General features: G+C 64.3%; 28 protein-coding genes. 14 read left to right on the forward strand and 14 right to left on the reverse strand.

Going from position 1 to position 23,212, the window contains the following annotated elements; genetic code table 11:
- Positions 1-65 precede the first annotated feature (65 nt).
- Positions 66-533 (forward strand): SRPBCC family protein, encoded by a 468-nt coding sequence (locus CH262_RS20765; protein WP_094718335.1) that lies wholly within the window; start codon positions 66-68, stop codon positions 531-533.
- A gap of 105 nt (positions 534-638) precedes the next feature.
- Positions 639-1,088, forward strand: a complete 450-nt coding sequence (locus CH262_RS20770; RefSeq protein ID WP_094718336.1) for a YdeI/OmpD-associated family protein — start codon at positions 639-641, stop codon at positions 1,086-1,088.
- Positions 1,089-1,126: 38 nt separating this feature from the next.
- Here the strand turns inward: CH262_RS20770 and yczR are convergent, their stop codons facing one another.
- Entirely contained in the window at positions 1,127-2,590 is a 1,464-nt protein-coding gene (gene yczR, locus CH262_RS20775) for a MocR-like transcription factor YczR (protein WP_094718337.1), read from the reverse strand.
- Between the two features lie 315 nt (positions 2,591-2,905).
- Here yczR and CH262_RS20780 point away from each other — a divergent pair, with 315 nt between their 5' ends.
- From CH262_RS20780 to CH262_RS20795, 4 genes are all read left to right on the forward strand, one after another.
- Entirely contained in the window at positions 2,906-3,853 is a 948-nt protein-coding gene (locus tag CH262_RS20780; protein WP_179275066.1) for a helix-turn-helix domain-containing protein, read from the forward strand.
- A gap of 131 nt (positions 3,854-3,984) precedes the next feature.
- Positions 3,985-5,772, forward strand: coding sequence for an FAD-dependent oxidoreductase (locus CH262_RS20785; protein ID WP_094718339.1), 1,788 nt, complete (start codon positions 3,985-3,987; stop codon positions 5,770-5,772).
- A complete protein-coding gene (locus CH262_RS20790) occupies positions 5,769-6,845 on the forward strand; it encodes a maleylacetate reductase (RefSeq protein WP_094718340.1) in 1,077 nt (358 codons plus the stop codon). Before CH262_RS20785 ends, CH262_RS20790 begins: the two co-directional genes overlap by 4 nt.
- Before the next feature lie 8 nt (positions 6,846-6,853).
- Complete coding sequence (locus tag CH262_RS20795) at positions 6,854-7,750, forward strand: dioxygenase family protein (protein WP_094718447.1); 897 nt, start codon at positions 6,854-6,856, stop codon at positions 7,748-7,750.
- Positions 7,751-7,754: 4 nt separating this feature from the next.
- Here the strand turns inward: CH262_RS20795 and CH262_RS20800 are convergent, their stop codons facing one another.
- The 5 genes from CH262_RS20800 to CH262_RS20820 are packed head-to-tail and all read right to left on the reverse strand — an operon-like array spanning position 7,755 to position 11,166.
- Positions 7,755-8,387: a TetR/AcrR family transcriptional regulator gene (locus CH262_RS20800; protein WP_032367367.1), complete on the reverse strand. Its 633-nt coding sequence runs from the start codon at positions 8,385-8,387 to the stop codon at positions 7,755-7,757.
- Positions 8,388-8,397: 10 nt separating this feature from the next.
- On the reverse strand, positions 8,398-9,612 hold the full coding sequence (locus CH262_RS20805) for an NAD(P)/FAD-dependent oxidoreductase (protein WP_094718341.1): 1,215 nt from the start codon (positions 9,610-9,612) through the stop codon (positions 8,398-8,400).
- The gene (locus CH262_RS20810) at positions 9,609-9,782 is read right to left on the reverse strand and encodes a rubredoxin (RefSeq protein WP_027495558.1); all 174 of its coding nucleotides are present in this window, start codon (positions 9,780-9,782) and stop codon (positions 9,609-9,611) included. Before CH262_RS20810 ends, CH262_RS20805 begins: the two co-directional genes overlap by 4 nt.
- Positions 9,779-9,943, reverse strand: a complete 165-nt coding sequence (locus CH262_RS20815) for a rubredoxin (RefSeq protein ID WP_032366929.1) — start codon at positions 9,941-9,943, stop codon at positions 9,779-9,781. The genes CH262_RS20810 and CH262_RS20815 overlap by 4 nt, the downstream gene beginning before the upstream one ends.
- A complete protein-coding gene (locus CH262_RS20820) occupies positions 9,943-11,166 on the reverse strand; it encodes an alkane 1-monooxygenase (RefSeq protein ID WP_094718448.1) in 1,224 nt (407 codons plus the stop codon). The genes CH262_RS20815 and CH262_RS20820 overlap by 1 nt, the downstream gene beginning before the upstream one ends.
- A gap of 772 nt (positions 11,167-11,938) precedes the next feature.
- On the opposite strand from CH262_RS20820, the gene CH262_RS27785 reads away from it, so the two are divergent.
- Both CH262_RS27785 and CH262_RS20825 read left to right on the forward strand, forming a co-directional pair.
- Positions 11,939-12,157 (forward strand): hypothetical protein, encoded by a 219-nt coding sequence (locus CH262_RS27785; protein ID WP_027495561.1) that lies wholly within the window; start codon positions 11,939-11,941, stop codon positions 12,155-12,157.
- Between the two features lie 98 nt (positions 12,158-12,255).
- Complete coding sequence (locus CH262_RS20825) at positions 12,256-13,365, forward strand: GGDEF domain-containing protein (RefSeq protein ID WP_167329710.1); 1,110 nt, start codon at positions 12,256-12,258, stop codon at positions 13,363-13,365.
- 69 nt (positions 13,366-13,434) lie between these two features.
- Here CH262_RS20825 and CH262_RS20830 read toward each other — a convergent pair whose 3' ends face one another.
- Together CH262_RS20830 and praA are read right to left on the reverse strand one after the other, a co-directional pair.
- Positions 13,435-14,157: a hypothetical protein gene (locus CH262_RS20830; protein WP_032392238.1), complete on the reverse strand. Its 723-nt coding sequence runs from the start codon at positions 14,155-14,157 to the stop codon at positions 13,435-13,437.
- Between the two features lie 44 nt (positions 14,158-14,201).
- The gene (gene praA, locus CH262_RS20835) at positions 14,202-14,711 is read right to left on the reverse strand and encodes an alkane oxidation protein activator PraA (RefSeq protein WP_094718343.1); all 510 of its coding nucleotides are present in this window, start codon (positions 14,709-14,711) and stop codon (positions 14,202-14,204) included.
- Between the two features lie 423 nt (positions 14,712-15,134).
- Here praA and CH262_RS20840 point away from each other — a divergent pair, with 423 nt between their 5' ends.
- Entirely contained in the window at positions 15,135-16,364 is a 1,230-nt protein-coding gene (locus tag CH262_RS20840; RefSeq protein WP_080735709.1) for an EAL domain-containing protein, read from the forward strand.
- Between the two features lie 144 nt (positions 16,365-16,508).
- Here CH262_RS20840 and CH262_RS28210 read toward each other — a convergent pair whose 3' ends face one another.
- The 5 genes from CH262_RS28210 to CH262_RS20865 all read right to left on the reverse strand — a co-directional run bounded on the left by CH262_RS28210 (position 16,509) and on the right by CH262_RS20865 (position 19,265).
- Positions 16,509-16,730, reverse strand: a complete 222-nt coding sequence (locus CH262_RS28210; protein WP_230591697.1) for an ANTAR domain-containing protein — start codon at positions 16,728-16,730, stop codon at positions 16,509-16,511.
- 119 nt (positions 16,731-16,849) lie between these two features.
- Positions 16,850-17,158: a WhiB family transcriptional regulator gene (locus tag CH262_RS28215; RefSeq protein WP_135043299.1), complete on the reverse strand. Its 309-nt coding sequence runs from the start codon at positions 17,156-17,158 to the stop codon at positions 16,850-16,852.
- A gap of 130 nt (positions 17,159-17,288) precedes the next feature.
- Positions 17,289-18,416 (reverse strand): cation:proton antiporter, encoded by a 1,128-nt coding sequence (locus tag CH262_RS20855; protein WP_094718345.1) that lies wholly within the window; start codon positions 18,414-18,416, stop codon positions 17,289-17,291.
- A gap of 15 nt (positions 18,417-18,431) precedes the next feature.
- Positions 18,432-18,632 (reverse strand): hypothetical protein, encoded by a 201-nt coding sequence (locus CH262_RS20860; RefSeq protein ID WP_094718346.1) that lies wholly within the window; start codon positions 18,630-18,632, stop codon positions 18,432-18,434.
- Positions 18,633-18,668: 36 nt separating this feature from the next.
- Positions 18,669-19,265 carry an Rv1733c family protein gene (locus CH262_RS20865; protein ID WP_143547146.1) on the reverse strand — a complete coding sequence of 199 codons (597 nt, stop codon included), beginning with the start codon at positions 19,263-19,265 and terminating at the stop codon, positions 18,669-18,671.
- Between the two features lie 194 nt (positions 19,266-19,459).
- Here CH262_RS20865 and CH262_RS27790 point away from each other — a divergent pair, with 194 nt between their 5' ends.
- Positions 19,460-19,891 carry a hypothetical protein gene (locus tag CH262_RS27790; protein WP_179275067.1) on the forward strand — a complete coding sequence of 144 codons (432 nt, stop codon included), beginning with the start codon at positions 19,460-19,462 and terminating at the stop codon, positions 19,889-19,891.
- On the forward strand, positions 19,888-20,388 hold the full coding sequence (locus tag CH262_RS27795) for a flavodoxin domain-containing protein (RefSeq protein WP_179275068.1): 501 nt from the start codon (positions 19,888-19,890) through the stop codon (positions 20,386-20,388). Before CH262_RS27790 ends, CH262_RS27795 begins: the two co-directional genes overlap by 4 nt.
- Here the strand turns inward: CH262_RS27795 and CH262_RS20875 are convergent.
- Entirely contained in the window at positions 20,363-20,815 is a 453-nt protein-coding gene (locus CH262_RS20875) for a DUF1003 domain-containing protein (RefSeq protein WP_027495572.1), read from the reverse strand. The two genes, CH262_RS27795 and CH262_RS20875, sit on opposite strands and share 26 nt — an antisense overlap.
- A gap of 255 nt (positions 20,816-21,070) precedes the next feature.
- On the opposite strand from CH262_RS20875, the gene adhP reads away from it, so the two are divergent.
- The 3 genes from adhP (at position 21,071) to CH262_RS20890 (ending at position 23,212) form a co-directional block, all read left to right on the forward strand.
- Complete coding sequence (gene adhP / locus CH262_RS20880; protein WP_094718449.1) at positions 21,071-22,081, forward strand: alcohol dehydrogenase AdhP; 1,011 nt, start codon at positions 21,071-21,073, stop codon at positions 22,079-22,081.
- 111 nt (positions 22,082-22,192) lie between these two features.
- Positions 22,193-22,468 (forward strand): ANTAR domain-containing protein, encoded by a 276-nt coding sequence (locus CH262_RS20885; protein WP_094718349.1) that lies wholly within the window; start codon positions 22,193-22,195, stop codon positions 22,466-22,468.
- Positions 22,469-22,612: 144 nt separating this feature from the next.
- Positions 22,613-23,212: a hypothetical protein gene (locus CH262_RS20890; RefSeq protein WP_094718350.1), complete on the forward strand. Its 600-nt coding sequence runs from the start codon at positions 22,613-22,615 to the stop codon at positions 23,210-23,212.

Genomic DNA, 23,212 nt, shown 5'->3' on the forward strand with positions numbered 1-23,212 from the left:
CAATGATTCTGCTGTCGGCAGCGACGCTGCTCAGAGCTGCGTGACGCTCGAGGGACAATGGAGGCATGACAGCACTCGAATTCTCCGATTCCGTCGTCGTCGCCGCATCGCCCGAGGACGTCTACGCCGTCGTATCCGACGTCACTCGAACAGGTGAATGGAGCCCGATCTGCCAGGAATGCCGGTGGAACGAACCCGACGGCGGCGGTGTGGGATCGACGTTCACCGGACGCAACGTCACTCCCGACCGCACCTGGGAAACGGTCTCGACCGTCGCTGTGGCCGAGCCCGGACGCGAATTCGCGTGGGTCGTCGGCGACAACTTCGTGCGCTGGGGATACACACTCGAACCGGTGGACGGTGGTACCCGACTGACCGAGAACTGGAACTTCCTGCCCGACGGCATCGCTTTCTTCCACCGCAAATTCGGCGACTCCGCGCAGGAGCAGATCGACACCCGCAGCAAGGCCGCGCTCGACGGCATTCCGCGCACCGTGGCGGCAATCAAGCGCATCATCGAATCGGAGTCCTGACAGGCAGTCGCGCTGGTTGTCCACTTTTTGCGTCGGCGTGCGGGATTCCGCCTGTCGACGCGAATTGTGGACACTCAGCCCTGTAGTCGCGCCTATTCTGTGCCGATGACGTCGACGGTTCTTCAACTGACCACGGTCCTCGAGCCTCGCGGCCCAGCGGCTGCGATCGTGCTGACCGACGCCCAGGTCGCGTCACTCGGCAGCACCAAGACGCCGCCGGTGCGGTTCACGATCGGTGGGCAGACTGTGGCGGGACGCATCGGGCGCATGGGTGGGGAGAACCTGCTGGGCCTGAACAAGAGTGTGCGCGCCACGCTCGGAGTCGAGGCCGGCGACACCGTCGACGTGACCATCGAACTCGATGCCGAACCGCGCACCGTCGAGCTACCGGCCGAGCTCGCCACTGCACTCGACGCCGAACCTGCGGTGCGCGCAGCATTCGACGCACTGTCTCCGTCGAAGAGGAAAGAACACGCACGATCGGTCGCCGACGCCAAGCGCGCCGACACCCGTGACCGTCGCATCGCGTCGATCGTCGAGGCTCTTGGGCCCTGACGTACCACCTGGCATGGGGGCGCGGGTGCCAGCGTCGATCAGACCACGGTCGCGGGCCTGTTCGATGGGACGACCTCCGTCGACCTGTCCGCCGCAGACAGGCGCGCGAGAATATCCACAGCCGAGGTGATGTCGGGAAGTGAACGAGTGAAGGGGATGCGTTGACGGTCGTCGAAGGCATATCCCGTCCCGAATCGTAGTCCGGGTGCCAGCAGCACGCCGTGCGACTGAGCTTCGGCGACAAGGGCACTGGATCGAAGACCGTCGGGCAGGGAGCACCACAATGCCAGCCCGCCGTCCGGAACGCGAAAGTGCCAATCAGGCAATCGGTCTCGCATCAGAGCAACGGTGTGATCACGTGCGACTCTCGATATGTCGGCGCGCACTCGGCGTACCTCGTCGTATTTGCCCATCAACTCGACCGCAGCGAGTTGATCGAGAACGGACGTCGACAGTTGGCGTCGCGCATAGGTGGCGGCAATTCTCGCCAGCAGCCCTGACTCCGCGCGAACCCACCCGACTCGCAGCCCACCCCACACCGTCTTGCTCGTCGACCCGATCGTCACCGTCGCACTATCCGGCGTTGCCGCCCCGAAGGGTTCGATGTCGGGCGACCCGTCGAGGGACAGGTCCGCTGCTACCTCGTCGACGATGGTCAGTACTGCGTGGCGGTGCATCGTCGCGGACAGCTGTCGGCGGGTGCCGAGGGGGAGTCGAGCTCCCGATGGATTGGAGAAGTCGGGCATGAAATAGGCCAGGGTCGGTGCGCTTTGACGTGCGGCACGGTCTGCGGCCGGCACGAACTCCTCGGTGTGATCCGGGTCGATGGGCACCGGGATGCATCGGCCGCCGAGCGAGTGGACGAGTTCGACGACACCCGGATACGTCGGGTGCTCGACCAACACGCGGGCGCCCGGCTCGGTGAATGTCGCCAACACGGCATGGATGGCGTCGGTGGCACCGGAGGTGACGAGGATGTTCTCGGCCGTGGTCGGCACTCCGCGCCCCCGGTAGTAGGCGGCGATCGATTCGCGGAGCTCGAACAGGCCGAGTGGGGCATAGCCGCCGGACGCGAATCGGCCCTGAATCCTTTCGGCCGCGGTTCTGTACGCATCGGCCAGCAGGGGAGAAGCCGACGGTGACGCGTTGACCAATTCCACTGTGGCACTGTCACGGTCGCCGGCGAGGGAACTCCACGCCGGCATCGACCCCGTCGGGGAAACGTATGTGCCCGAGCCCCGTTGGGCGCTGATCCAGCCACCTTCACGAAGGTGGCGATAGGCCGACGCCACCGTGACCCGACTGACGTCCAGACTGATCGAGAGTGCCCGCTCGGCGGGTAGCCGCGTCTGAGCCGACACCTCGCCGTTCTCGATCAGCCGCCGCAACTCGTCGGCGATCTCGAGGTAGAGCGGACCACCGGATCTGTTGCGCAGCGTCGACGGGCCGATACGTGCTGCCAACTCCGGGGCCGAGATCGCGGTGGCGTCGAACGAGTCCATGCAGTCCACTGTCGCACACTGGACTGAACTATTCATGGTAAAACCAGTCCATTATTGACGCATGATCGCAATTGGAGCTGTATTGGCCTTGTCGTTGGTTGGCGCGGGATGGACTGTGGTCGCCCTGCGGGAGGGAGGGAGAAGCGCGCCTACTGGCCCTCCGCGCAGTCGTATCGATGTCGACTGAGCTCACCGCCCACTATTCGACTCCAACCACGGGATTCCGCCTCAGCGGTCGAATTGTGGACACTGAGCGCACCACCCTCGACCGCAAATCGCCGACGCAACCGGCGTACGCGGAGGACAATCGAGCCCATGCCCGTTCCCGTCGAGTTCTCCACTCTCGATCTCCCGCTCGAGGAGCGGATCGAGCGCTGGGAGGGACACAACGCGGACGTACTCATCGGGCTGCGGTGCCGCATGCTGGAGGTCGAGCAACTCGAGGCGACGGGTACCAATCTTCGACTCGATTCGGTCGACCTGGCTCGGGTCATCGGAACATCGCACGTGGTCGAGCGCGACGCAGAGCTGATCAGACAGCAGCCGTCGGATTCGGTGATGATGTACTTCAGCCTCGTCGGCGATGCGTTCTTCTACTCCGCGGACGGCATTCGCTCCGTCGGCCCGGGGCAAGGGTTGGTGTTCGACGCAGACCGAGCGTTCATGCGAGGCTTCTCGCACGGGCTCGAAGAGCTGGTGCTGAAGCTGCCGCGGTCGGTGTTCGCGGACGTAACGGGAGCGGCGGTGCCGTCGGAACCCACGGTGCTCGACTTCTCGCCGAACGGAAACGTGCACGCCGCAGCACTCGCTCGGCAGGTAGGGCGTGCCACCAGTCGACGCGACCCGACACCTCCGGACGAGCGCGCGATCCTCGAACTCGTCTCGGTGCTGACCACCGGTGCTCGCGCAGACCTGAACTCGGCCCATCGAGCGGCGGCGCGATCGTTCATCGAACAGCGACTGTCCGACGCGTCGCTGTCCGCCGCGCAGGTGGCACGTGCGGTCGGAATCAGTGCCCGGCACCTGTCCCGGGTGTTCGCCGACGACGCCACCAGCGTGCCCAAGTACATCCTCGAACGTCGGCTCGAGCGGGCCCACGCGCAGCTCACCGGCCCGTTCGACGCATCGATGACCGTCGCTGACATCGCACTCTCGTGCGGATTCGCATCCGCCACATACTTTTCGCGGTCGTTCGTCGCGAGATTCGGCCGTCGCGCATCCGATGTCCGACGCGATGCCGTGATCACCAGGGCAGCCGGGTGACACCCGAAGAAATCGGCCATGTCTGTCGATTTGCGCCGACCTCGCCGGCATTCGGTTAATCCCGATACGTGATGCAGGACACTCGGTCGTAGGGCCCGAGACCAGAGTCGGGCACGACGAAGGGTGATCCGATGCCGGTATTCGACGACGGTCAGAAGGCGACTGCACTGCCCGATTCCTCGGTGGTGGAGACCGACGTGCTCATCGTCGGATCGGGACCCGCGGGCGGTTCCGCGGCCCTGCTGCTGTCCACTCTCGGCATTCCCAACATCATGATCACCAAGTACCGCTGGACGGCCAACACTCCCCGCGCGCACATCACGAACCAACGGACGATGGAGATCTTCCGGGACGTGGGAATCGCCGAGCAGGTGCTCGCCGACGCGACCCCGCACGAACTCGTCGGGGACACGGTGTTCTGCACGTCCATCGCGGGCGAGGAGATCGGCCGAATCCGTACGTGGGGAACGGGTGCCGACCGCGAGGCGGACTACCAGCTCGCATCTCCGTGCCTGACCGTCGACATCCCGCAGACCTACCTCGAGCCGATCCTTGTGAAAAACGCGACGATGCGAGGAACGCAGACCCAGTTCTCGACCGAATACCTCTCCCATGTGCAGGACGACTCGGGAGTGAGTGTGTCCGTGATGGATCGGCTGACCGGCAATCGGTACACGATCCGAGCCAAGTACCTCATCGGTGCGGACGGAGCCCGGTCGAAGGTCGCAGCCGACATCGACCTGCCGTTCGAGGGCGCGATGGACATCGCCGGGTCGATGAACATCACGTTCAAGGCCGACATCGCCGAGTACGTCGGGCATCGACCGTCGGTGCTGTACTGGGTGATTCAGCCCGGATCGAATGTGGGCGGCATCGGTGCCGGCCTGGTGCGGATGGTTCGGCCCTGGAACGAGTGGCTCGTCGTCTGGGGATTCGACATCTCGGTGCCGCCGCCGGTAGTGGACGAGGACGCCGCCATCGCGATCGTCCGGAACCTGCTGGGCATGCCGGAGCTGGAGGTCGAGATCACCGGAACCTCGTTGTGGGGCAACAACGAAGCCCACGCCACACATCTGCAGAAGGGGCGGGTGTTCTGTGCCGGTGACGCGATCCACCGACATCCGCCGAGCAACGGTCTGGGGTCCAACACCTCGATCCAGGATTCCTACAACTTGGCGTGGAAGCTCGCCGCGGTACTGAAGGGCCGTGCCGGTGAATCCTTGCTCGATACCTACAGTGCCGAGCGAGCCCCGGTGGCGAAGCGGATCGTCGAGCGGGCCAATCGCTCCAGTCGTGAATTCGCAGGCCTGTTCGACGCGCTGGGCGTCACCGACGCGAAGACCGAGGCCGAGATGATCGAACGGATCGAAGAGCGCAAGGCGAACACGCCTGCCGGCGCTGCCAAGCGAACGGCACTCGCCGCTGCGATGGAGACCAAGAACTACGAATTCAATGCGCACGGAGTGGAATTGGGGCAGTTCTACACGTCGTCGGCCATCGTATCGGAGGGGGCGCTGCCCGAACCTGAACGAGACCGCGACCTGTACTACCAGGTGTCCACCCTGCCCGGATCTCACCTTCCCCACGCCTGGGTGGGCGATCATCTGAACAAGCGCGCAATGCTCGACATTGCGCCTTACGAGCGCTTCACGCTCATCACCGGAGTTGCCGGATCGGCGTGGGAGGCGGCCGCGGCCGCGATCACCCAGGAACTCGGTGTGCCGCTCGAGGCCGTCGTCATCGGACCGGGACGCGAGGTGACCGATCTGTACTTCGACTGGGCTCGGCTTCGCGAGGTGTCCGAGAGCGGCGCGCTGCTCGTGCGTCCCGACAAGCACATCTGTTGGCGTGCAGAAGAACTCGTCGACGACCCCGAAGGTGCACTTCGGAAGGCTCTGACCTCGGTGCTGTCGCGATGATCGGCGACTTCGCCTACGAGGCCAACCCGATGCGAGTGCGATTCGGCTCTGGTTCTCTGGAGCGCGTGGCCGACGAACTCGATCACCTCGGACTTCGCCGGGTGTTGGTGCTGTGCTCTCCGAGCCAGCAGAGCGTCGCAGACCGGGTGGCATCCATCCTCGGGGATCGTTGTGTAGGAATCCGTTCGGACGCCGTGATGCACGTCCCGGCCGACCTGGCCGCCCGAGCCAACGCGGAGGCCGTCTCACTCGGGGCCGACGGCTGCGTGACCGTCGGCGGCGGATCGGCAATCGGGCTCGGTAAGGCCATCGCACTCGAACACCGTGTGCCCATCGTGGCCGTGCCCACCACCTACGCCGGGTCGGAGATGACACCGGTGTGGGGCATGACGACCGACGGACGCAAGGAAACCGGCCGCGACACAGCGGTATTGCCGCGCAGCGTCCTCTACGACCCCGACCTGACGGCAGGTCTTCCGGTGGGGCTGTCGGTGACCAGCGGTATCAACGCCGTCGCCCATGCGGTGGAAGCGCTGTACGCACCCGACATCAGCCCGATCATCGCACTGATGGCCGAGGACGGGGTACGAGCACTCGCATCCGCGCTCCCGGTGATCGTCGCCGATCCGTCCGACCCACAGGGGCGCAGTGACGCCCTCTACGGCGCATGGCTGTGCGGCGCGACGCTCGGCAGCACGACGATGTCGTTGCATCACAAGCTGTGTCATGCACTGGGGGGAACGCTGAATCTGCCGCACGCCCCGACCCATACCGTGGTGCTTCCGCACGTGTTGGCCTTCAACCAGTCGCACGCGCCGGAAGCGGTGGCAGCTCTGACCCGGGCGCTACCGGGCACAGCAGACCCGGCCCGACGACTGTGGGACCTGTGCCGGACCCTCGGCGCGCCCCGATCCCTGGCCGAACTGGGCATGCAGGAGAGCGACATCGACCGGATCGCCGAGGAAGCGACGAGCCGATCGTACGGAAACCCCCGTCCCGTCACCCGCGAGGCCGTCACCACAATTCTTCGAGCAGCGTGGGCCGGCGAGCGGCCGAACGAGAGCGAACAGTGAGCGAGCGTATGACCGACGAGACCGTCTCCGAAGCCCAAACCGCCGTCGAAGAACGACTGGTGGACACCGTCATCGGCTCGTTCGGTGAGTGCACCGATCCGCGACTGAAACAGGTGATGACGTCGCTGGTGCGGCATCTGCACGGATTCATTCGGGACGTGCGCTTGACCGAAGGCGAGTGGAACACCGCTGTTTCGTTCCTGACCGAGGTCGGGCACATCACCGACGATCGTCGTCAGGAGTTCATTCTGCTGTCCGACGTACTCGGTGCGTCGATGCAGACCATCAACGTCAACAATCCTGCCCACGTGGGTGCGACCGAAGCAACGGTGTTCGGCCCATTCTTCGTCGACGACGCACCGCGCATCGAGAACGGTGGTGATGCGTCGGGAGGTGCTGCAGGACAACCGTGCTGGGTAGAAGGAACCGTACGGGACACCGACGGTAGCCCGATTCCCGGTGCCCGGCTCGAGGTGTGGGAGGCCGACGAGGACGGGTTCTACGACGTTCAGTACGACGACGCCCGCGTCGGCGGTCGAGCTCATCTCTACAGCGACGACGACGGGCGCTATCGATTCTGGGCGCTGACACCGACTCCGTACCCCATTCCGCACGACGGCCCTGTCGGGCGAATGCTCGCGGCAACCGGCCGCTCGCCGATGCGGGCATCGCACCTGCATTTCATGGTCACGTCACCGGGGATGCGAACGTTGGTGACGCACATCTTCGTTCGGGGTGACGAACTGTTGGACAGCGACACGGTGTTCGGGGTCAAGGATTCGTTGATCAAGGACTTCGTGGAGCAGCCGGCGGGCACCCCGACACCGGACGGTCGAGACGTGGGCGACACGACATGGGCGCGGGCCGATTTCGACATCGTGCTCGTTCCTGCCGACAAATCCTGACGGGTCAGGACTCGGCTGGAGCACCACCGGCGATGGAGTCGATGAACGGCGTCAGCAGCAGGGCGAGATCGTCTGCGGCAGAGGCGACATCGTCGGGCGGCTCGGGAATGTAGCTCAGGGCCAGGCGCACGATGGACTTGCTGATGACGTCGGCCTGTCGTGGACTTGCGCCCACCCATCCACGCTGAAATGTCTCCGCCAGACGCTCGCCCGCACGGTCGATCAGCACCTCACTGTCGGTGGTGATCAGGCGCAGAAGATCCTCTGGCGCGTCGCCGCTGTGCAGAGATCGGACGAGTGGATCCAGACCGCTCAGCTCGAAGAACGACGAAAAGCCCTGTCTCAGAGCGGCCGACGCATCGTTCTCGTGTTGGTACAGCGCGGTCTCGCACATCGCGACGAACGCGTCCGTCAATCTGATGGCATAACCCTGTGCGACACCGCGTCGCGAACCGAACTCGTTGTACAGACTCTGCCTGCTCAACCCCGCGGCCTTGGCGATGTGGCTCATCGTGACGTTGCGCCAGTTGCGCTCGTGCAACAACTCGCGCAGCGCATCGAGCGCCACATCGCGCGCCAGAGTGGACGCGGCTTCACGGTATCGACCGGGAGTCGACGTCTGTTCGGCGGCGGGCATGAACACGACTCTATCGAACGACCGCATGTGGCCTGTCCAGCCAACCTTCTTCGAGACTGTTCCGTTCGACGGGGTCCGCGCTCGCGATGAGGGTGCGGACCTGCCGGATGTCCTTGGGATGACCTACCCCGATTGCCCCGACGAGCCTGTCGCCGCGCACCGCGCAGGCCGTGAACCGACGGCTTTCGATGGAGCCGCGAACCACGAAATACTCGTCGCGTGCATCGGTCCACCCCGCGAATTGCAGGTTGACGCCGTGCTGCATGGACCATCCCCACGGAACATCGAGAGCACCCACATCGAGACCGAGGATGGATCGCGCCGCCCGGGTCGCCTGATCGACGGCTCCGTTCCAGTGCTCACTCCGATACGTCCCGCCGAGTACCGAGTTGGGAACTTCGGCGACGTCGCCCGCGGCGTAGACGTTCGGTCTCGACGTACGCATGCCGGCGTCCACCAGGATTCCCGACGCGGTCTCGAGGCCCAGGTCCGCCCCGAGCTCGGTGTTCGCGACCGAGCCGACGGACATCAGCACGGTGCCGGCGGACCATGAACGACCGTCCTCGGAGGTTGCGAGAACGGTGCCGTCGGCCAGCTTCTCCAGGCCGGTCACGGCGACGTCGGTGTGCATCGTGACACCGTTGTCGGCATGCAGGTCTCGGTACATCTGCGAGATCGCGGCCGGTGCGATCCGATTCAGCGGAGCCGATGCCGCCTCCAACACCGTGACCTCGGCACCGAGCGATCGTGCCGCTGCCGCCGCCTCGCACCCGATCAGGCCGCCGCCGATCACCAACAGTGATCTCGTTCGGACGATGTCGGCCTGCAGCGGGGCGACATCGGCTGCGGTGCGAAGGGTGAACATGTGCGCGGCACCCGGTAGGTCGAGTTGTCGTGCACGAGAACCCGTTGCCAGCAGCAGGGCGTCGTACGGGACCGGAGCTCCCTCGTCCAGGTGCACCTCGGAATCGGTGACGGCGGTGGCCGTGACGCCTGCGCGAACATCGACCCCGTCGATGGCTGCACCGAGCTGAACCTGATCGACCGATTTCGTACCCAGCAGCAGTTCCTTGGAGACAGTCGGTCGACGGTACGTGGTCTCCGGTTCGCTACCGACGATCGTGATGGATCCGGTGAAGCCCTCGGCGCGAAGCACTTTGGCGGCGGTGTATCCGGCGGCCCCGGCGCCGACGATCACGACGTTGCCGGGTTGGCGAGCGGTCACCCGCGCTCGACCTCGACCATCTCGAAATCGGCCTTGGCCGCACCGCAGTCGGGGCACGACCAGTCGTCGGGAATGTCGTCCCAACGCGTGCCGGGTTCGATGCCGTCCTCGGGCCAGCCGAGCTCTTCGTCGTACTCGAATCCGCACTGCACACAGCGGTAAAGCTTCATTGCTTGCTCCTGAAGTCGATTTTCTCTCGGACGCCGCAGTCGGGGCACGGCCACTCGTCGGGTACCTCGGACCACGGAGTTCCGGCCGGGAAGCCCTCGCGCGGTGCGCCCGCGGTCTCGTCGTAGACGAACTCGCACACCGGGCACTCGTAGGCAGCCATCACTTCGCGCCGTATGCGGCGAGGATCTTCTCCCGCTTCGACGGCTGGATGTTGACACGAGTGATGTCGCCGTCGTAGTGATCGAGAACGCGGTGATCCATCACCTTGCGCCACACGGGCGGCAAGTAGGCCAGCGAGATCATGCTTGCGTAACCGCTCGGCAGGTTGGGTGCTCCGTCCATGCTGCGCAGAGTCTGGTAGCGCCGGGTGGGGTTGGCATGGTGATCACTGTGCCGCTGAAGGTGATACAGGAAGATGTTGGTCACAATGTGATCGGAGTTCCAGCTGTGCTCGGGGGTGCATCGCTCGTAACGGCCGTTGTCCTTCTTCTGGCGCTGCAGGCCGTAGTGCTCGAGGTAGTTGACCGTTTCGAGCAGCGAAAAGCCGTAGATTGCCTGAACGACCAAGAACGGCAACACGATCGGGCCGAACACAACGGCAAGGACCGTGTAGAGGACGACGGACATCAGCCACGCGTTGAGTACATCGTTGTGAATACTCCACGTGCTCTTGCCCAGTCGCTCCATGCGAGTCTTCTCGAGCTCCCAGGACGACCGCAGGCTTCCCCACACGCTGCGGGGGAGGAAGGCCCAGAAGCTCTCACCGAACTTGGAGCTAGCCGGATCCTCGGGAGTAGCGACGCGCACATGGTGACCGCGGTTGTGTTCGATGTAGAAGTGGCCGTAGAACGTCTGTGCCAGTGTGATTTTCGACAGCCAGCGCTCGAGGTCGTCCTTCTTGTGACCGAGCTCGTGTGCGGTGTTGATGCCCACGCCGCCCATGACACCGATGCTGATGGCCAGGCCGATCTTCGAGAGCAGCCCCAGGCCGCCGTCGATGCCGAGCCACGAGAGGTTGTCGGCGGACCAGAGGTAGCAGGCGAACACCAGGCTGGCGAGCTGGAACGGAATGTAGGCGTACGTGCAGTAGCGGTAGTACTTGTCTTCCTCGAGCGCCTTCATCACCTCGTCGGGCGGGTTGTCGCCGTCCGGTCCGAAGAACCTGTCGAGGATCGGGAGCAACCCGTAGACGAGCAGCGCGCCGATCCACCACCAGACCGGCGCCACGGCGTTCCAGCCGAGCTGGTTGAAAGCCCACACCAGGCCGGTTGCCAGAAACACCGCCGTCGGCGGGATCAGGCCCATGAGCCAGAGGTATCGCTTGCGGTCGTGCCACTCGTCGACGGGCGCCTGTGCCTGATCGTCGACATTCGATGCCGTCATCGTCACTCCTCGTGTAGGGCGGATCACTGTGCTGTGGACAATACGCGCAATTTGTATCCCGTGTGTACAAATCAAGATATTTGTACATCAGGCGAATGGATTGTTGCGGCAGTCACAGCGTCACCGTTTGGACGAATCGGCCTGCTACCTTCCGACTCGTTGTGATCGGTCACGAATGGTCACGGCACTCGCAGGTCCGTCTGTATCCCGTCGGGGGTACTTCACATCAGGAGTAGTTATGGACGCATTCATCGCCAAGATCATCGTCGACGTCATCCTCGGGCTCATCGGCAGCGGAAGTGCCGAGAGCGGCAGCGCCGCAGTGAGCGCAATCCTCGGATCCTGACCCGAAGGGGCTGCGTCGGCGAGAATGCCGGCGCAGCCCGCGGAGCGTCAGTGGCGAAGCGGTAGGAGTGAACGCGGGGCATCGCCGCACACGCTCGATGGCGAACGGCTAGAAGCGGCCCTCGGCGATGGCGAGTACGACAAGAGCGATCGCCGCGATAATGAGTATTGCTAAGAGTGCCAACTGGATTGGGCTGGTCGAGCCTGGCGGCCGAACGCCGTTCGGACCCCTTTTCTGGAGCATGGCACAGACTGTAGGTCACTTTTCGGGTTTGTGCACAAGTTGGATGGTACAAACCGGCGAATGTGTCGATATGATTCGCACACCTGTTCGATCGGGAGTAGAGTTCGAGTCGGTGGAGCGAGGAGGGAAGCCTTGCTCCACCGCTCCTACATATGACACCCGAGCGAGTGGACGGTGACGGCGATGGACGACGTGTTGCGCAAGGTAGCGGAGCTCAAAGCACTGGTCGCCGAGCTCGAGGCCCTCGACCGCCAACGCGTCGGGATGGGGGACCGGCTGGTCGATCTCGAACATTACTTTCGCCGAGCGGGTTGCCCCGAGTTGTCGCAGCAGGCACTCGATGCGTTCGTCGGCACCTATGCCGGCCGAGTGCTCGAATTGGCGGACGGCATGCGCGGCTGACGCCTGCCGAAGACATCTGCCGTTCGCGTACCAGGCGGTATCTTCTGTGGTTCACTGGTTCATCCAAGTCGGGACACGAGGAAAGCCGCTCGAGATACGTGAACAGTCTGCGCGAATGGTGGGCACTTCCAGTCGACTACGGATGGAACGTTGCCTTCGCGCGCTCGCAGCAGGCGCTCGAGATCACGAAGATCCTCATCGGCCTCTGGTGCTGGCTGTTCGGCGCGGCGGCGGCCATCGGGTTGGTGGTGCCGGGCCTCGCCGAAGGCACTTTGGGTACGGCTGCACTGTGGTTCACCGTCGCTACGACAATCCCGGTCGGGGTCGCCTGGTGGGTCGGTGGCTGGCCGAGCTGGCAGATGTCGATCGCCTTCGTCTTCTACGCCGACGTCGTCCTCGCGGCCGTGGTGCTCACCATCGGTGTTCCCACGACGGTTCTGCCGACCGCCGCCCTGTTCACCGTCATCGGCAGTTACGTCGTGGGGTTCCACGGTCCCAAGCTGCTCACTGCCCACTACGGTTTCGCCTTGGTCACGACCGCGGTGCTGTACGGCTCGGCCTTGGTGGCCGAACCCGAACTACGGTTACTGGCCACGGTCTACCTGGTGATCTTGATACTGGTGATGTTCTCGGCGCCGCTGATCGTGCACACGTTCATGATGATGCTGCGACGCGATGCCACCGGCGCGTTCTACGACCCCCTCACCGGATTGCAGAACAGGCGGGGATTCGACGCTGCGATCGGGAACCTGCGACTACGGCCGGGATCGGCAACCGGAATGACGGCCGTGGTGATGGACATCGACAACTTCAAGGCCGTCAACGACCGATACGGCCATCTGCAGGGAGACGCCGTGATCCGGCTGGCGGCCTCCCGCATCCTCGACGTGTTTCCGGCACCCGCCATCACCGTCCGGCTCGGCGGCGAAGAGTTCGCCATTGTTGCCCTCGATGACCGTGACTCGGTTGTCGCCAGCGCTGAGGTACTACGAATCCGACTGTGCAACGCCACCGATCGGTCCCCGCTGACCGCCTCGATAGGCGTCGCGCATGCGGTTGTCGATGGGCGGGAGATCGGCACCGCAGTGGAAGAGTTGCTGGGTCGCGCGGACCGGGCGATGTACCGGGCCAAGGGGCTCGGCGGCGACCGCGTCGCCCTGTCGGAAGGCGAGCCTCGATCGCCGCGGCCGGCCGGCGAGCCGCACTGACGAGCGACGGCGTCGACCGATCCCGCTACTGGAACCGGTCGACGCCGTCAACGAAGTCGAAATATGTTGCTACAGAGCAACCTTGGACGCGATGGCCTGCTGCGTTCCGACGTCGAAGACCGGGTTGGTCAGGTGCACGTCGAGGGTGTTGTTGGGGCCGGCGATGAGACCGTTGAGCAACGAGGTGTACGTGCCGCAGTTCTGGAACTGCGGAATCGTGTACGTGCCCTTCACATGGGTGTCGGCCTCGTTGTTCTGAATCAGATCGATCGCGTCGAGGGCACCGGTCAGATTGGCGGTGGTCTCGCTGGTGACGCAGTTGCTACCCGGGGGAATCAGGTCGAGTGCCGCCGACCCGGACGATCCGGTGCCGCCGATGCCGAGGGGCTTGACGGAGTCGATGCGAATCTTGAAGCTCTGCGCGACATTCAGCTCCAGCTGCGGTGCCTCGGCGGGACCGCCGGCTGCAATGGTGCCGGAGACCGGAGTGGCGTCGACGATCGAGATGGTGAAGTTGGCGAGCGTCGCCGGACCGAGCTTGAGATCGGCCGACGCCTGCGGCAAGGCAAGAGTGCCGGTCACCGTTCCGCCGACGAGGTCGACGTCGGTGGCCAGAGCGGTGGTCGGGAAGACCACCGGCTGGCCGGTCTTGGCGATCACGGTCGTGGTGTCGGCCTGGAACGTGATGGGAAGGGTGTCGGCAGCGTTGGCCGGGCCGGCGACCAAGGTCGCCAGAGCGACACTCGACGCCAAGGCCGTCGCGGTGACGACGGCTTTGTTACGGATCTTCACGTGCTCTCCTGAATATTGTCGTTGTGCTGGAAAGGAATTGGCGATCAGGACAAGGTGAATGCCGGGTTCGGCTGCACCGACAGGCTGTTCACCGTGCAGTTGCCCGACATCGGCTGGTTGCTCGACGTCAGAGTGTTGGTCATGTTGTCGAACGAACCTGCGAGCGTTGCGGGCCCGCAGTTGTAGCCCAGAAGCGAGAAGCCGACGTTCGAGACCTCACCGGTGGTGGAGCTGGTGGGAGTGAGGGTCCAGGGCAGGTTCTTCAGCTGCGGCAGACCGCAGAGGCGGTTCGATCCGCTGATCTTCGCGTCGGTGATCGACGCCGACGAGCCGTCCGCGCTGGTGGATCCGGACAGGGTGATCGAGCAGCTGACGGGTACCCCGAACGAGGCCGGTGTGGTGACGACGATCGTGCCGGGTGCGGTGAAGGCGGTATTCGCCGGCGAGATGGTGGCGGCAGCGGCACTTCCGGTGCCGAGGGTGGCCCCGGCAATCGCGACTGCAGCAGCGACAGTGGTGAACGTTCGGGTACGGGACGGCAGGTTGAGCGTCATCGATCCTCCAAGTCCGAGCAGCTTCCGGCTCCCAGACGGGCATCCGGTGGCTCCGGTGCTCCGGCAGCCGAAACGAACATTAGGACGACGAAATGGATGTCGGATATGTTCTTTTGCAAGACAGTGACAAGTCACAATCCGGTCGGTATGTTTGTTGTAAGTCTTGGTATTGATTTCGGTCGGCACCTCGGAAGGTATGCGCTTCATGGGTTTTCGGCCCGTTTTTCCTGGGGGAGTCGGCATGGTGGGCGCGTCGAACACCCATCTGTGGCGTTATCGAACCGTTATGGTTCGTTACCGAAACGAGACGCGCCGTATTGCTTCGGCGACACCTGAGTCGTTCAAGCTGACGTCAGCGAGAAAAGACGACCCGAAGAGGTTTGAAACAGATAGCAACCCCTGGGTGACGGGGGTGGTTTTTTCATGTCAAACTGTGGTGTGACGTTCGCGCTGGCCGAAGTAGGTTCAACAGTCGACACGGACACGGGAGAGTTGACGGTGCAGCCGTATTTCGCCCCGGTCTGTCGACTGGACAACGGTGCGCTGGCGGCAATCGAAGTACAACTGCGCGGCCCGAAGGATGGGCCACTCGCCTCCGCCGATGCACTGAAGCGCGCTGCTCGCGCCATGGACGCCAAGCGTGAACTCGATGTTCTCGCGTGGGGAGTGGCCCGGCTGGAAAGCGCCGTTCGGCTACCGATGCTGGTCTCGATGGATGTCGACTCGCTCGCAGCACTCGACGAAGCCACCGAAGAACAGTTGCGTCGCGACATCGTCGTCGTCACCGAGGCGGCACTCGTGGACAGCCCGGCGCGCACTCTGGCCGCGATCGACAAGGCACGTCGCGACGGAAAAGTGGTTGCCGTCGACGACGTCGGTCGACGACCGCAATCCCTGACGCTGCTGCCGCTCATCGAACCCGATGTCATCATTCTGTCTTCCTCCATGGTCTCCACCAGGCCCGATCTGGCCACCGCCCGTACGGCGCACGCGGTGTCGGCTCAGGTGGAGCGAACCGGTGCCGTGGTCGTGGCCAGCGGAGTCGACACCGCCGTGCACCGCAGCCGGGCACTCGGTCTCGGTGCCACCTACGGAGTGGGCGAGCTGTACCCGGCTGCTCAGACGACCGAAGAGTTGCCGGCCGACGCCGCGGAGATCATGCCGCCGTTCCCCACCTGGAGCACCCCCGCCACCGCGCTCGAGTCGCCGTACGCAATTGCCGCCGTAGGCAAGGTCGCGACGCGGAGCACCAAGCGTCTGTTGGTGGCCATGAGCACGTCTCTGGAGATGCAGGCGTCGGCGTCGGGCCCGGAAACATTGGTACTCGGCACCTTTCAGCGGGCCGAGCATTTCACACCGACCAGCCGTGCGCGGTGGGTGTCGATGGCGGAGCAGATCTCGTATGCCGGCGTCTACGGCGTGGGGATGGGTTACGTGCAAGAAGGCGGCATCGTGCACGCCCCGCTCGACCCGACGGACTCACTCGTCGAGGAGTGGAACGTGGTAGTTCTCGGCCCGCATTTCTGCGGAGTGCTCGCCGCCATCGACCTACACCGGGGCGAAGCCGATGCGGATCGTGAATTCGACTATGTGATGTCGTACGACCGCGCCACCGTAGTCCGTTGCGCCCGTGCAATTCTCGCGCGCTTCTGAACCGTCGAGTCGGCGGTGTGCGTACTGGATGTTTCGGGCAGCCACGGCAGGGCATACGGCACAACAGGTGATGAAGTAGTCCGGACTGCCACATTGCTCAGACCCCGTACGTTGAAAACACAGCGTGCGGGGTCGACTTGTCGGTCAGGGCAACTCGGACATCTCGTGCACGAACTCCAGAGCGATGTCGTGCACTTTGCGATTGGCACGTTGCGACCTCTCGACCAACAAAGCGAACGCCTCGTCGGCAGTGATGCGGTGCACCGCCATCAGGATTCCCTTTGCCTGTTCGATAGGCGCGCGACGCGCCAACGCGTCCTGGAGATCGAGCGGGCCCTCGATCCTCGTCACGTGCGCTGTGCTCATGCAGTCATTGTTGCGCACCTGACGTCCATGCAGGTCAGAGACCGAAAGACACGCGGTGAAAGCGACAGACCGTGCCGTAGCCGTTACCGGTGACGTAGCGTTCCGTAACCGCCTCGTTATCAGGCAGCCGGGTTGGCCAGAGGTCTCCCGATCAGAAGTTCGAGGGTGCGGTAGGCATCCGTTCGCCGACCGTTGCTGGCATTGTCGTGATACGCCGCGCCGGCGACGACCACGCCGACCGGAATTCGACCCGACTCGATATCGCGAGCCGTCTGCTCGGCGCAGTTCCGCAACACCGGGCAGTCGGCGCACAGCCGCCATGCCTTCTCTGCGCGTTTGCGTCCGTGCCGAGGAAGTTGTTGCGAGTCGTATGCATCCATGTCTTCGATGCACGCACCCTTGAGGCGCCAGACCTGGTCATCCGTCATCGTCGTGATCCGTTTCGCGTCGTGCCGATCGTTCCACAACGCTTATTCCCCATCCCTGGAGACTCGAAACAACCAAATGCCTTGCGGCGCCGAAGACCCGCCGTTGGGCCCCGCAGTTCTGGCCCACCGCTCAGGCAGGACGACGAGCAGCAGACCGAGATATGACGGCCGCCGCCGCGATGGTCACCAGTGCGCCGAGCACGATGGCGGGGCCTTCACCGGGTGCCAGAACGCTGCTCTGCTCCCCGAGAGTCACGGCCGAAACCGGAACGCCCAGTTGGGCGGCCGCGAGTATCCCAAGCCCGACGGGCTGGCCTGTCGCGCGCATCGCACCGTGCACCGCGATTGCACCCAGACCCAACACGAGCCCCAGAACGATCATGCTCGGGTGGCCACCCAGTGCACGCAGGTCGAGTGACGCGCCGAGCCAGACGAAGTACAGCGGACCCAGGAAACCTTCGGTGATGGCGAACAGCTGTTTCGCCAGACGTCGCGGTTCTCCGATCGCAGCGATGGCCAGTCCGAAGCCGAAGCCGGCCAGCATCACCGACGCGTGAGTGTGGACCGCGAGGGCCGCGAGGCCGAACAGCAGAACCAGGTTGAGTCGCAATTCGAGAGCGAACTTACGCTGGGCAGACACATGGTGGATTCGGCGGCGCAGTCCGGTGAGGTCGAAGTGTCGCAGTACGAAGAAGATCGCGGCCGCGGCAGCGATGACCGTGATGGATCCGAGCGCGGCCGGAACAGCGCGCGGTGGATCGATCACCAGGGGTAGAGCGACGATACAGACTGCGTCGGCGATCGCGATCTGTGGCAGGAAGGACATCAGCCCGGATGTGGCCGTCTTGCTGGATTCGACTATCGGCATGATGACCGCGGCCGAGGACGATGCCATCAACACCGCGTAGAGACCGGGGTGCGGTGGATCGAACGCAGTGGAGACGGCCCAGCCGAGTGCGGTAGCCAGCAGCCCGACGGCCACAGCCCGCGCAGCGCCCACCCGGAGGCCGACCCGCAGTCGAGGATCGCGAATCGGTACCTGACTGCCCGCCACGAACATCACGAGCGCAAACCCGACCTGCGCCAGAAAGCTCAGTGTCTGCTCACTCGGATCGATGACGCCGAAGCCTGTGTGGCCGAAAATAATTCCAGCGACGAGTTCTCCGATGACGACCGGTATCCGAAGCCCACGCGGTAGCGCCAGAAGTGGGCCGAACAAACCCACCGCGGCACACAGGGCGAGCGTCTCGAAGGTCATACGACCCCGCCGACGTCAGGCAGAGTTCAGCGTCGGGTGCCTGTTCGGAGGCAGCGCCGACGCAACGAGATCACGAGGGTGCAGCACGCCTTGCTCGGCCATCATCAGTCTCGTCAGCTGCTCGACAACACGCAGCTGCGCCGCCAGAGGGCTGCGCATGAGTTTGCGCTCGTAGTCGATGCGGGCGGACCGATATTCGGTGTCGAGATCGCTCATGTCATTGTCTCCTCGAACGGTGGATGCTCGACGGCTCTACCGCGAGGGGTGGTTTCGCGCCTGCAGGAAGTCCTTCCAGTCGCTGTCCCAACGCCGCATGCGAACTCGATCACCGGCCACGGTGGTGAGATAGACCAGGAATCCGACCAAGACCGCGCCGAGAACCCACACGAACACGGCTGTGGAGGCCCCGTTGATGACGGCACCGACTTCGCTGACGGGCGCACGCGCGAGGGTTCCGTTCGCGTCGTACCAAATCGGAGTGGTCTCACCGATGTGGACGTCCGAGGGAACCTCGGTCGATTCCGAGCGAATCGACCCGTCCGGTGCACTCCATTGCACCGTTGCGACACCGGTGGCGAGCGTGGTGCTGTCGCTGCCGGTACTCGTGGACTGCGCGGTGTCGATCACTCGGGCGTCGACCTGAACGTATTGTGCCCGTTGCTGACGTGACCGCGTCGACAGGTCGCTGTAGGTCACCGAACCGATCGTCGCGGCGACGGGTATCAGCAACAGAAGGACCGCGACACCGACGACGTAGGCCGTTCGTTCGATCCTGTCCGGCAGTCGCATCAGCGGATTGGAACACCAAGGAGTTCGACGCCACCACCGGTGCGCGAGTTCTGCGAGCATGCGGTCACCTACCCCTCACCGCCGTGTGTTCGGCGTCGATTACGAGTCTCCGACGCCGTGCACTCGTAAGTAAGGGCACAAGGTCCCGATACGGCGAGGGCGGTGGACGGTTCAGTCACGAAGTGGAGAGAAGTCCTCGTGGCGGCGGACCTTGTGCCCTAGTTCGCGAATTGTTCGGCAGCCATGCTGAATCCATGATGTCGACTACGCGAGCGCTCACCACGAAAGACCGACGATGGCCGTGGCTGGGCGCAGTGTGCGCCGGAATTTCCATCAACGCTTTCGGGGGCGCGATCGGTTTGGCCTCGGGTGCCATCGATCTGAGCACCGAGGCGCACGCCCGACTGCCGCTGTCGAATACGGCGCTCGCCGGCCTCGCGTTGTTTCTGGTCGTCGGAGTGCCGATGGGACTGGCGGCGGCGTCGGCTCTGGCGGGTGGCGGCAAGACCGGCCCCATCGCCCACACGGCGGGCGTACTGCTCGCTGCCTGGATAGTGGTCCAACCGCTTGTGATCGGCGAAACGAGTTGGCTGCAGGGCATGTTCGGCGTACTGGGAGTTCTCGTCGCCCTCCGAGGGTGGCGGATCACGGCGTACACGAACCGCCTCGCACGTCGCATCGCATGAGAATCCTGGTCTCGACCGCCGGACGGCACGGAGCGACGAACTCGCTCGGGCAGGAGATGGCCCGTGTGTTCCGGCACGGGGGAGCCGAGGTCGACGTCTGCGCTCCGGATTCCGTCGTCGATATCAGTGGCTACGACGCCCTGGTCATCGGAAGTGCCGTCTATTCCGATCGGTGGGTCCCCGCCGCCAAGCGGCTCGTCGAGCGGGTCTCCAGGTCTGCGCACCCACCCGTGTGGCTGTTCTCCTGCGGGCCATTGCATTCGAGCGACCGACCGGTCAACGACACCGCCGACGCCGCACGCGCGGTATCGATGTTGGATGCATCCTCGCATCGAACATTTCCCGGTCGGCTCGACGCGGAACGGCTCTCGGTGGGCGAACGTCAGATCTTCGACAACTCCGGCGCGGTTGCCGGAGACTTCCGAGACTGGGTTCGTGTGTGCAACTGGGCCCGAGAGATCCTTGCCTGTCTCACGGCTGGGACACCGGGCTCGTAACCTTCGTGAACGTGCCTGCACCGACACGCCGAGCGGACGGGCAGACGTGCTCGTGAATCTCTGCCGCCAACTGTGCCACCGATTCGGTCAAGACGGTATTCGCTTCGATCATGTCCTGCAGCAGCGCGGTATTCGAAAGTGTATGTACGGCAACCTCACTGCTCACCGAGTCCGCGCGCTTGGCCGAGATCAGCAGAATGGCGCCCTGCAGTCCTGCGATCATCGACAGGAACAGGTTGAGCAGGATGAAAGGGTACGGATCGAACCCGTCGTTCTGGTTGTACGCGGCCCACAGCGCCATCACGCCCAGGAACAGGAATACGAACGGCCAGGAGCCCATTCCGTTTCGGACGTAATCCGCCGCACGCTCACCCGTGGTCAGTGCATCACCGGTTCGAACGCCCGGATGTCTTCTCCACAGGTTCATCGTTCGCAAGTCTTCGAATCGGAGGGTGCAGAAGTGTGCATGGTGCCTAGTGTGGCCCCTGATCGCCAGAGTCGCCAGGGACGAAAGTCCATGACTGCTGTGCCTTTTGCCTCCCCACGCGCACCTCGGGAGACGTCCCGACCGGTCGATGACTTCCGGCCCTACGTGCCGACCGCCGCAGCGCCGATCATCGACGGTGTGCATTGCTCGACGGTCGAGAACGGCACCGGTTTCCGATGTTGGAGGAAGTTCACGATGAAAGCAGCTGTTGTCACCGAGTTCGGCGGGCCCCTAATAGTCAAGGACATCCCGATACCGCAGCCCGCGCCCGAACAGGTGCTGGTGAAGATGGAGACGTGCGGTGTGTGTCACACCGATATCCATGCTGCGCAGGGGGATTGGCCGGCCAAGCCCACCTTGCCCTTCGTCCCCGGGCACGAGGGCATCGGAGTGATCGAGGCGGTCGGGTCGCAGGTGTCGAAGGACAGAATCGGTGAGCGAGTCGCCATCGCGTGGCTCGGTTCGGCATGTGGCGAATGCGATCACTGTGTCTCGGGTTGGGAGACGCTGTGCGAGACGCAACAGAACAGCGGCTACTCGATCGACGGTGCGTACGCCGAATACGCTGTCGCCCATGCAAAGTATGTCGTCCGTGTTCCCGACGGAATCTCCTCGTTCGACGCCGCCCCACTGACCTGTGCCGGCGTGACCACGTACAAGGCCGTCAAGGTCGGTGGCGTCACCCCCGCGCAACGCGTGGCCATCTTCGGCGTCGGCGGGCTCGGCCATCTCGCGGTGCAGTACGCCAAGATCGCCGGCGGATTCGTCACTGCGGTCGATATCGAGGACGAAAAACTCGACCTCGCACAAGAACTCGGCGCAGACCACACCGTCAACTCGGCGACGACCGATCCGGTGGAGGCAATTCAGGCGCTCGGTGGAGCCGATGTCGCAATCGTCCTGGCCGTCATCCCGAGTGTGTTCGATCAGGCCTTCCGGTCACTACGTCGCGGAGGACGTCTGGTGTGCGTGTCGATGCCGGCGCACGGCGTGTTCCCGATCCCGATCTTCGAGACGGTGGTCGGCGGAATCTCCGTACTCGGCTCGATCGTCGGCACCAGGACAGATCTGCGTGAAGTGTTCGCACTGCACGAGGCCGGACGAACGACGGTATCGGCGGTCTCGCGCAAACTCGACGAGGTCAACGACTGCTTCGACGACCTGATGGCCGGACGCGTCACCGCTCGTCAGGTCTTGGAGTTCTGAGGGGCTCTCCGATCTCGATGAGTGTTCCCCTTCGGCTCGATTCGCCGTAAGGTTCCTTGTGGGCAGACACGCGCTGGACCAGCGCGTGTGCTCACAAGGAATAGAGCAGTGATGAATGCAGCGATTCAGGTGCAGAATGCGCGCGCGCTGGACAATGCCGTACAGCTGACCGAGCAGCTCGAGAAGGCGTTGGGTAGTCGGGCTGCGATCGATCAGGCCATCGGCATACTGATCAGTAGAACCGGGTGCAGCGACGCGGAAGGGTACGACACACTGCGGTCCATCGGTCGGACCGAGCACAAGAAGACCGCTGTGGTCGCACAAGCGATGGTGGCGGAGTCGAGGAATGCTGCACGGCCGCGTCACCGGCACACCTGGATCGGGTGAGCGCAAGCGCGTAGCGTCGAGGTTGCGGGTGAATCCGAGGCTGGGAGTCCGACTCGGGCCTCACACTCGAACCGGACGGTGGAGTACCACCGTGGCAGGACCTGAAAGAACCGAACAGGCGGTCGGGCCGCCCGGGGATCCTCTATGGAACTACACACTCGTCCGCTCGCCGATCTGGCGCGCTTGACCACGGCACTCGACTGCTCCACGGTCGACCTCGCACAGTCGGTCGACCAGCTGTTGTCGGACATCTATGCGGCCGTGCCGGCCGTCGTCTCGGTAACCCTCACCGTGATCGTCGACGGCGAATACTTCGAGGTGTCGGCGTCGACGGGAGGCAGCGCCGACCGCATGCCCGCGTCGTCGCTCAGAGTCACCCTCGCTGACCCGCACCGCACCGGTACACGGAAGTACCTGCTCATTCTGTCCGGCACCGCAGGCGCTCTCACGGACTTCGCCGCAGACGTGAGCCGGTCGATAGGGCTCGGCGTCGAGTCCGCAGTTCTGGACAGACACCTGCGCGGTGCCGACGGGTCGGGATCGACCGAGTCCGGTACCCATGCTCTCGCTTCGGTGAGCGAGGTGAATCAGGCGATCGGAGTTTTCATCGCGGGCGGGCGCAGCGCAGCAGAAGGTCGCGCCGAATTGCATCGGCTGGCCGCGCAATCGGGAACGCCGACAGCGGAAGTAGCCCGGCGAACCCTGCGTGATGCTCGCGCATGGTTTCCTCCGCAGGCACCCTGA

The sequence above is a fragment of the Rhodococcus sp. 05-2255-1e genome, from assembly GCF_002259025.1.
Taxonomy (GTDB): domain Bacteria; phylum Actinomycetota; class Actinomycetes; order Mycobacteriales; family Mycobacteriaceae; genus Rhodococcoides; species Rhodococcoides fascians.

What these genes read in the sequence shown, in the direction of transcription:
- praA (WP_094718343.1), bottom strand. Translation starts at nt 14,711, where the DNA reads ATGACGCTCAACCTGCCGTCCCGTACCCGAACGTTCACCACTGTCGCT.
- CH262_RS20810 (WP_027495558.1), bottom strand. Translation starts at nt 9,782, where the DNA reads ATGAAGCTTTACCGCTGTGTGCAGTGCGGATTCGAGTACGACGAAGAG.
- CH262_RS20780 (WP_179275066.1), top strand. Translation starts at nt 2,906, where the DNA reads ATGCCCGTTCCCGTCGAGTTCTCCACTCTCGATCTCCCGCTCGAGGAG.
- CH262_RS20765 (WP_094718335.1), top strand. Translation starts at nt 66, where the DNA reads ATGACAGCACTCGAATTCTCCGATTCCGTCGTCGTCGCCGCATCGCCC.
- CH262_RS20840 (WP_080735709.1), top strand. Translation starts at nt 15,135, where the DNA reads ATGTCAAACTGTGGTGTGACGTTCGCGCTGGCCGAAGTAGGTTCAACA.
- CH262_RS20885 (WP_094718349.1), top strand. Translation starts at nt 22,193, where the DNA reads ATGAATGCAGCGATTCAGGTGCAGAATGCGCGCGCGCTGGACAATGCC.
- yczR (WP_094718337.1), bottom strand. Translation starts at nt 2,590, where the DNA reads ATGGACTCGTTCGACGCCACCGCGATCTCGGCCCCGGAGTTGGCAGCA.
- CH262_RS27790 (WP_179275067.1), top strand. Translation starts at nt 19,460, where the DNA reads ATGATGTCGACTACGCGAGCGCTCACCACGAAAGACCGACGATGGCCG.
- CH262_RS28215 (WP_135043299.1), bottom strand. Translation starts at nt 17,158, where the DNA reads ATGACGGATGACCAGGTCTGGCGCCTCAAGGGTGCGTGCATCGAAGAC.
- CH262_RS20785 (WP_094718339.1), top strand. Translation starts at nt 3,985, where the DNA reads ATGCCGGTATTCGACGACGGTCAGAAGGCGACTGCACTGCCCGATTCC.
- CH262_RS20795 (WP_094718447.1), top strand. Translation starts at nt 6,854, where the DNA reads ATGACCGACGAGACCGTCTCCGAAGCCCAAACCGCCGTCGAAGAACGA.
- CH262_RS20890 (WP_094718350.1), top strand. Translation starts at nt 22,613, where the DNA reads ATGGAACTACACACTCGTCCGCTCGCCGATCTGGCGCGCTTGACCACG.
- CH262_RS20855 (WP_094718345.1), bottom strand. Translation starts at nt 18,416, where the DNA reads ATGACCTTCGAGACGCTCGCCCTGTGTGCCGCGGTGGGTTTGTTCGGC.
- CH262_RS20815 (WP_032366929.1), bottom strand. Translation starts at nt 9,943, where the DNA reads ATGGCTGCCTACGAGTGCCCGGTGTGCGAGTTCGTCTACGACGAGACC.
- adhP (WP_094718449.1), top strand. Translation starts at nt 21,071, where the DNA reads ATGAAAGCAGCTGTTGTCACCGAGTTCGGCGGGCCCCTAATAGTCAAG.
- CH262_RS28210 (WP_230591697.1), bottom strand. Translation starts at nt 16,730, where the DNA reads ATGAGCACAGCGCACGTGACGAGGATCGAGGGCCCGCTCGATCTCCAG.
- CH262_RS20820 (WP_094718448.1), bottom strand. Translation starts at nt 11,166, where the DNA reads ATGACGGCATCGAATGTCGACGATCAGGCACAGGCGCCCGTCGACGAG.
- CH262_RS27785 (WP_027495561.1), top strand. Translation starts at nt 11,939, where the DNA reads ATGGACGACGTGTTGCGCAAGGTAGCGGAGCTCAAAGCACTGGTCGCC.
- CH262_RS20865 (WP_143547146.1), bottom strand. Translation starts at nt 19,265, where the DNA reads ATGCTCGCAGAACTCGCGCACCGGTGGTGGCGTCGAACTCCTTGGTGT.
- CH262_RS20770 (WP_094718336.1), top strand. Translation starts at nt 639, where the DNA reads ATGACGTCGACGGTTCTTCAACTGACCACGGTCCTCGAGCCTCGCGGC.
- CH262_RS20790 (WP_094718340.1), top strand. Translation starts at nt 5,769, where the DNA reads ATGATCGGCGACTTCGCCTACGAGGCCAACCCGATGCGAGTGCGATTC.
- CH262_RS27795 (WP_179275068.1), top strand. Translation starts at nt 19,888, where the DNA reads ATGAGAATCCTGGTCTCGACCGCCGGACGGCACGGAGCGACGAACTCG.
- CH262_RS20800 (WP_032367367.1), bottom strand. Translation starts at nt 8,387, where the DNA reads ATGCCCGCCGCCGAACAGACGTCGACTCCCGGTCGATACCGTGAAGCC.
- CH262_RS20860 (WP_094718346.1), bottom strand. Translation starts at nt 18,632, where the DNA reads ATGAGCGATCTCGACACCGAATATCGGTCCGCCCGCATCGACTACGAG.
- CH262_RS20875 (WP_027495572.1), bottom strand. Translation starts at nt 20,815, where the DNA reads ATGAACCTGTGGAGAAGACATCCGGGCGTTCGAACCGGTGATGCACTG.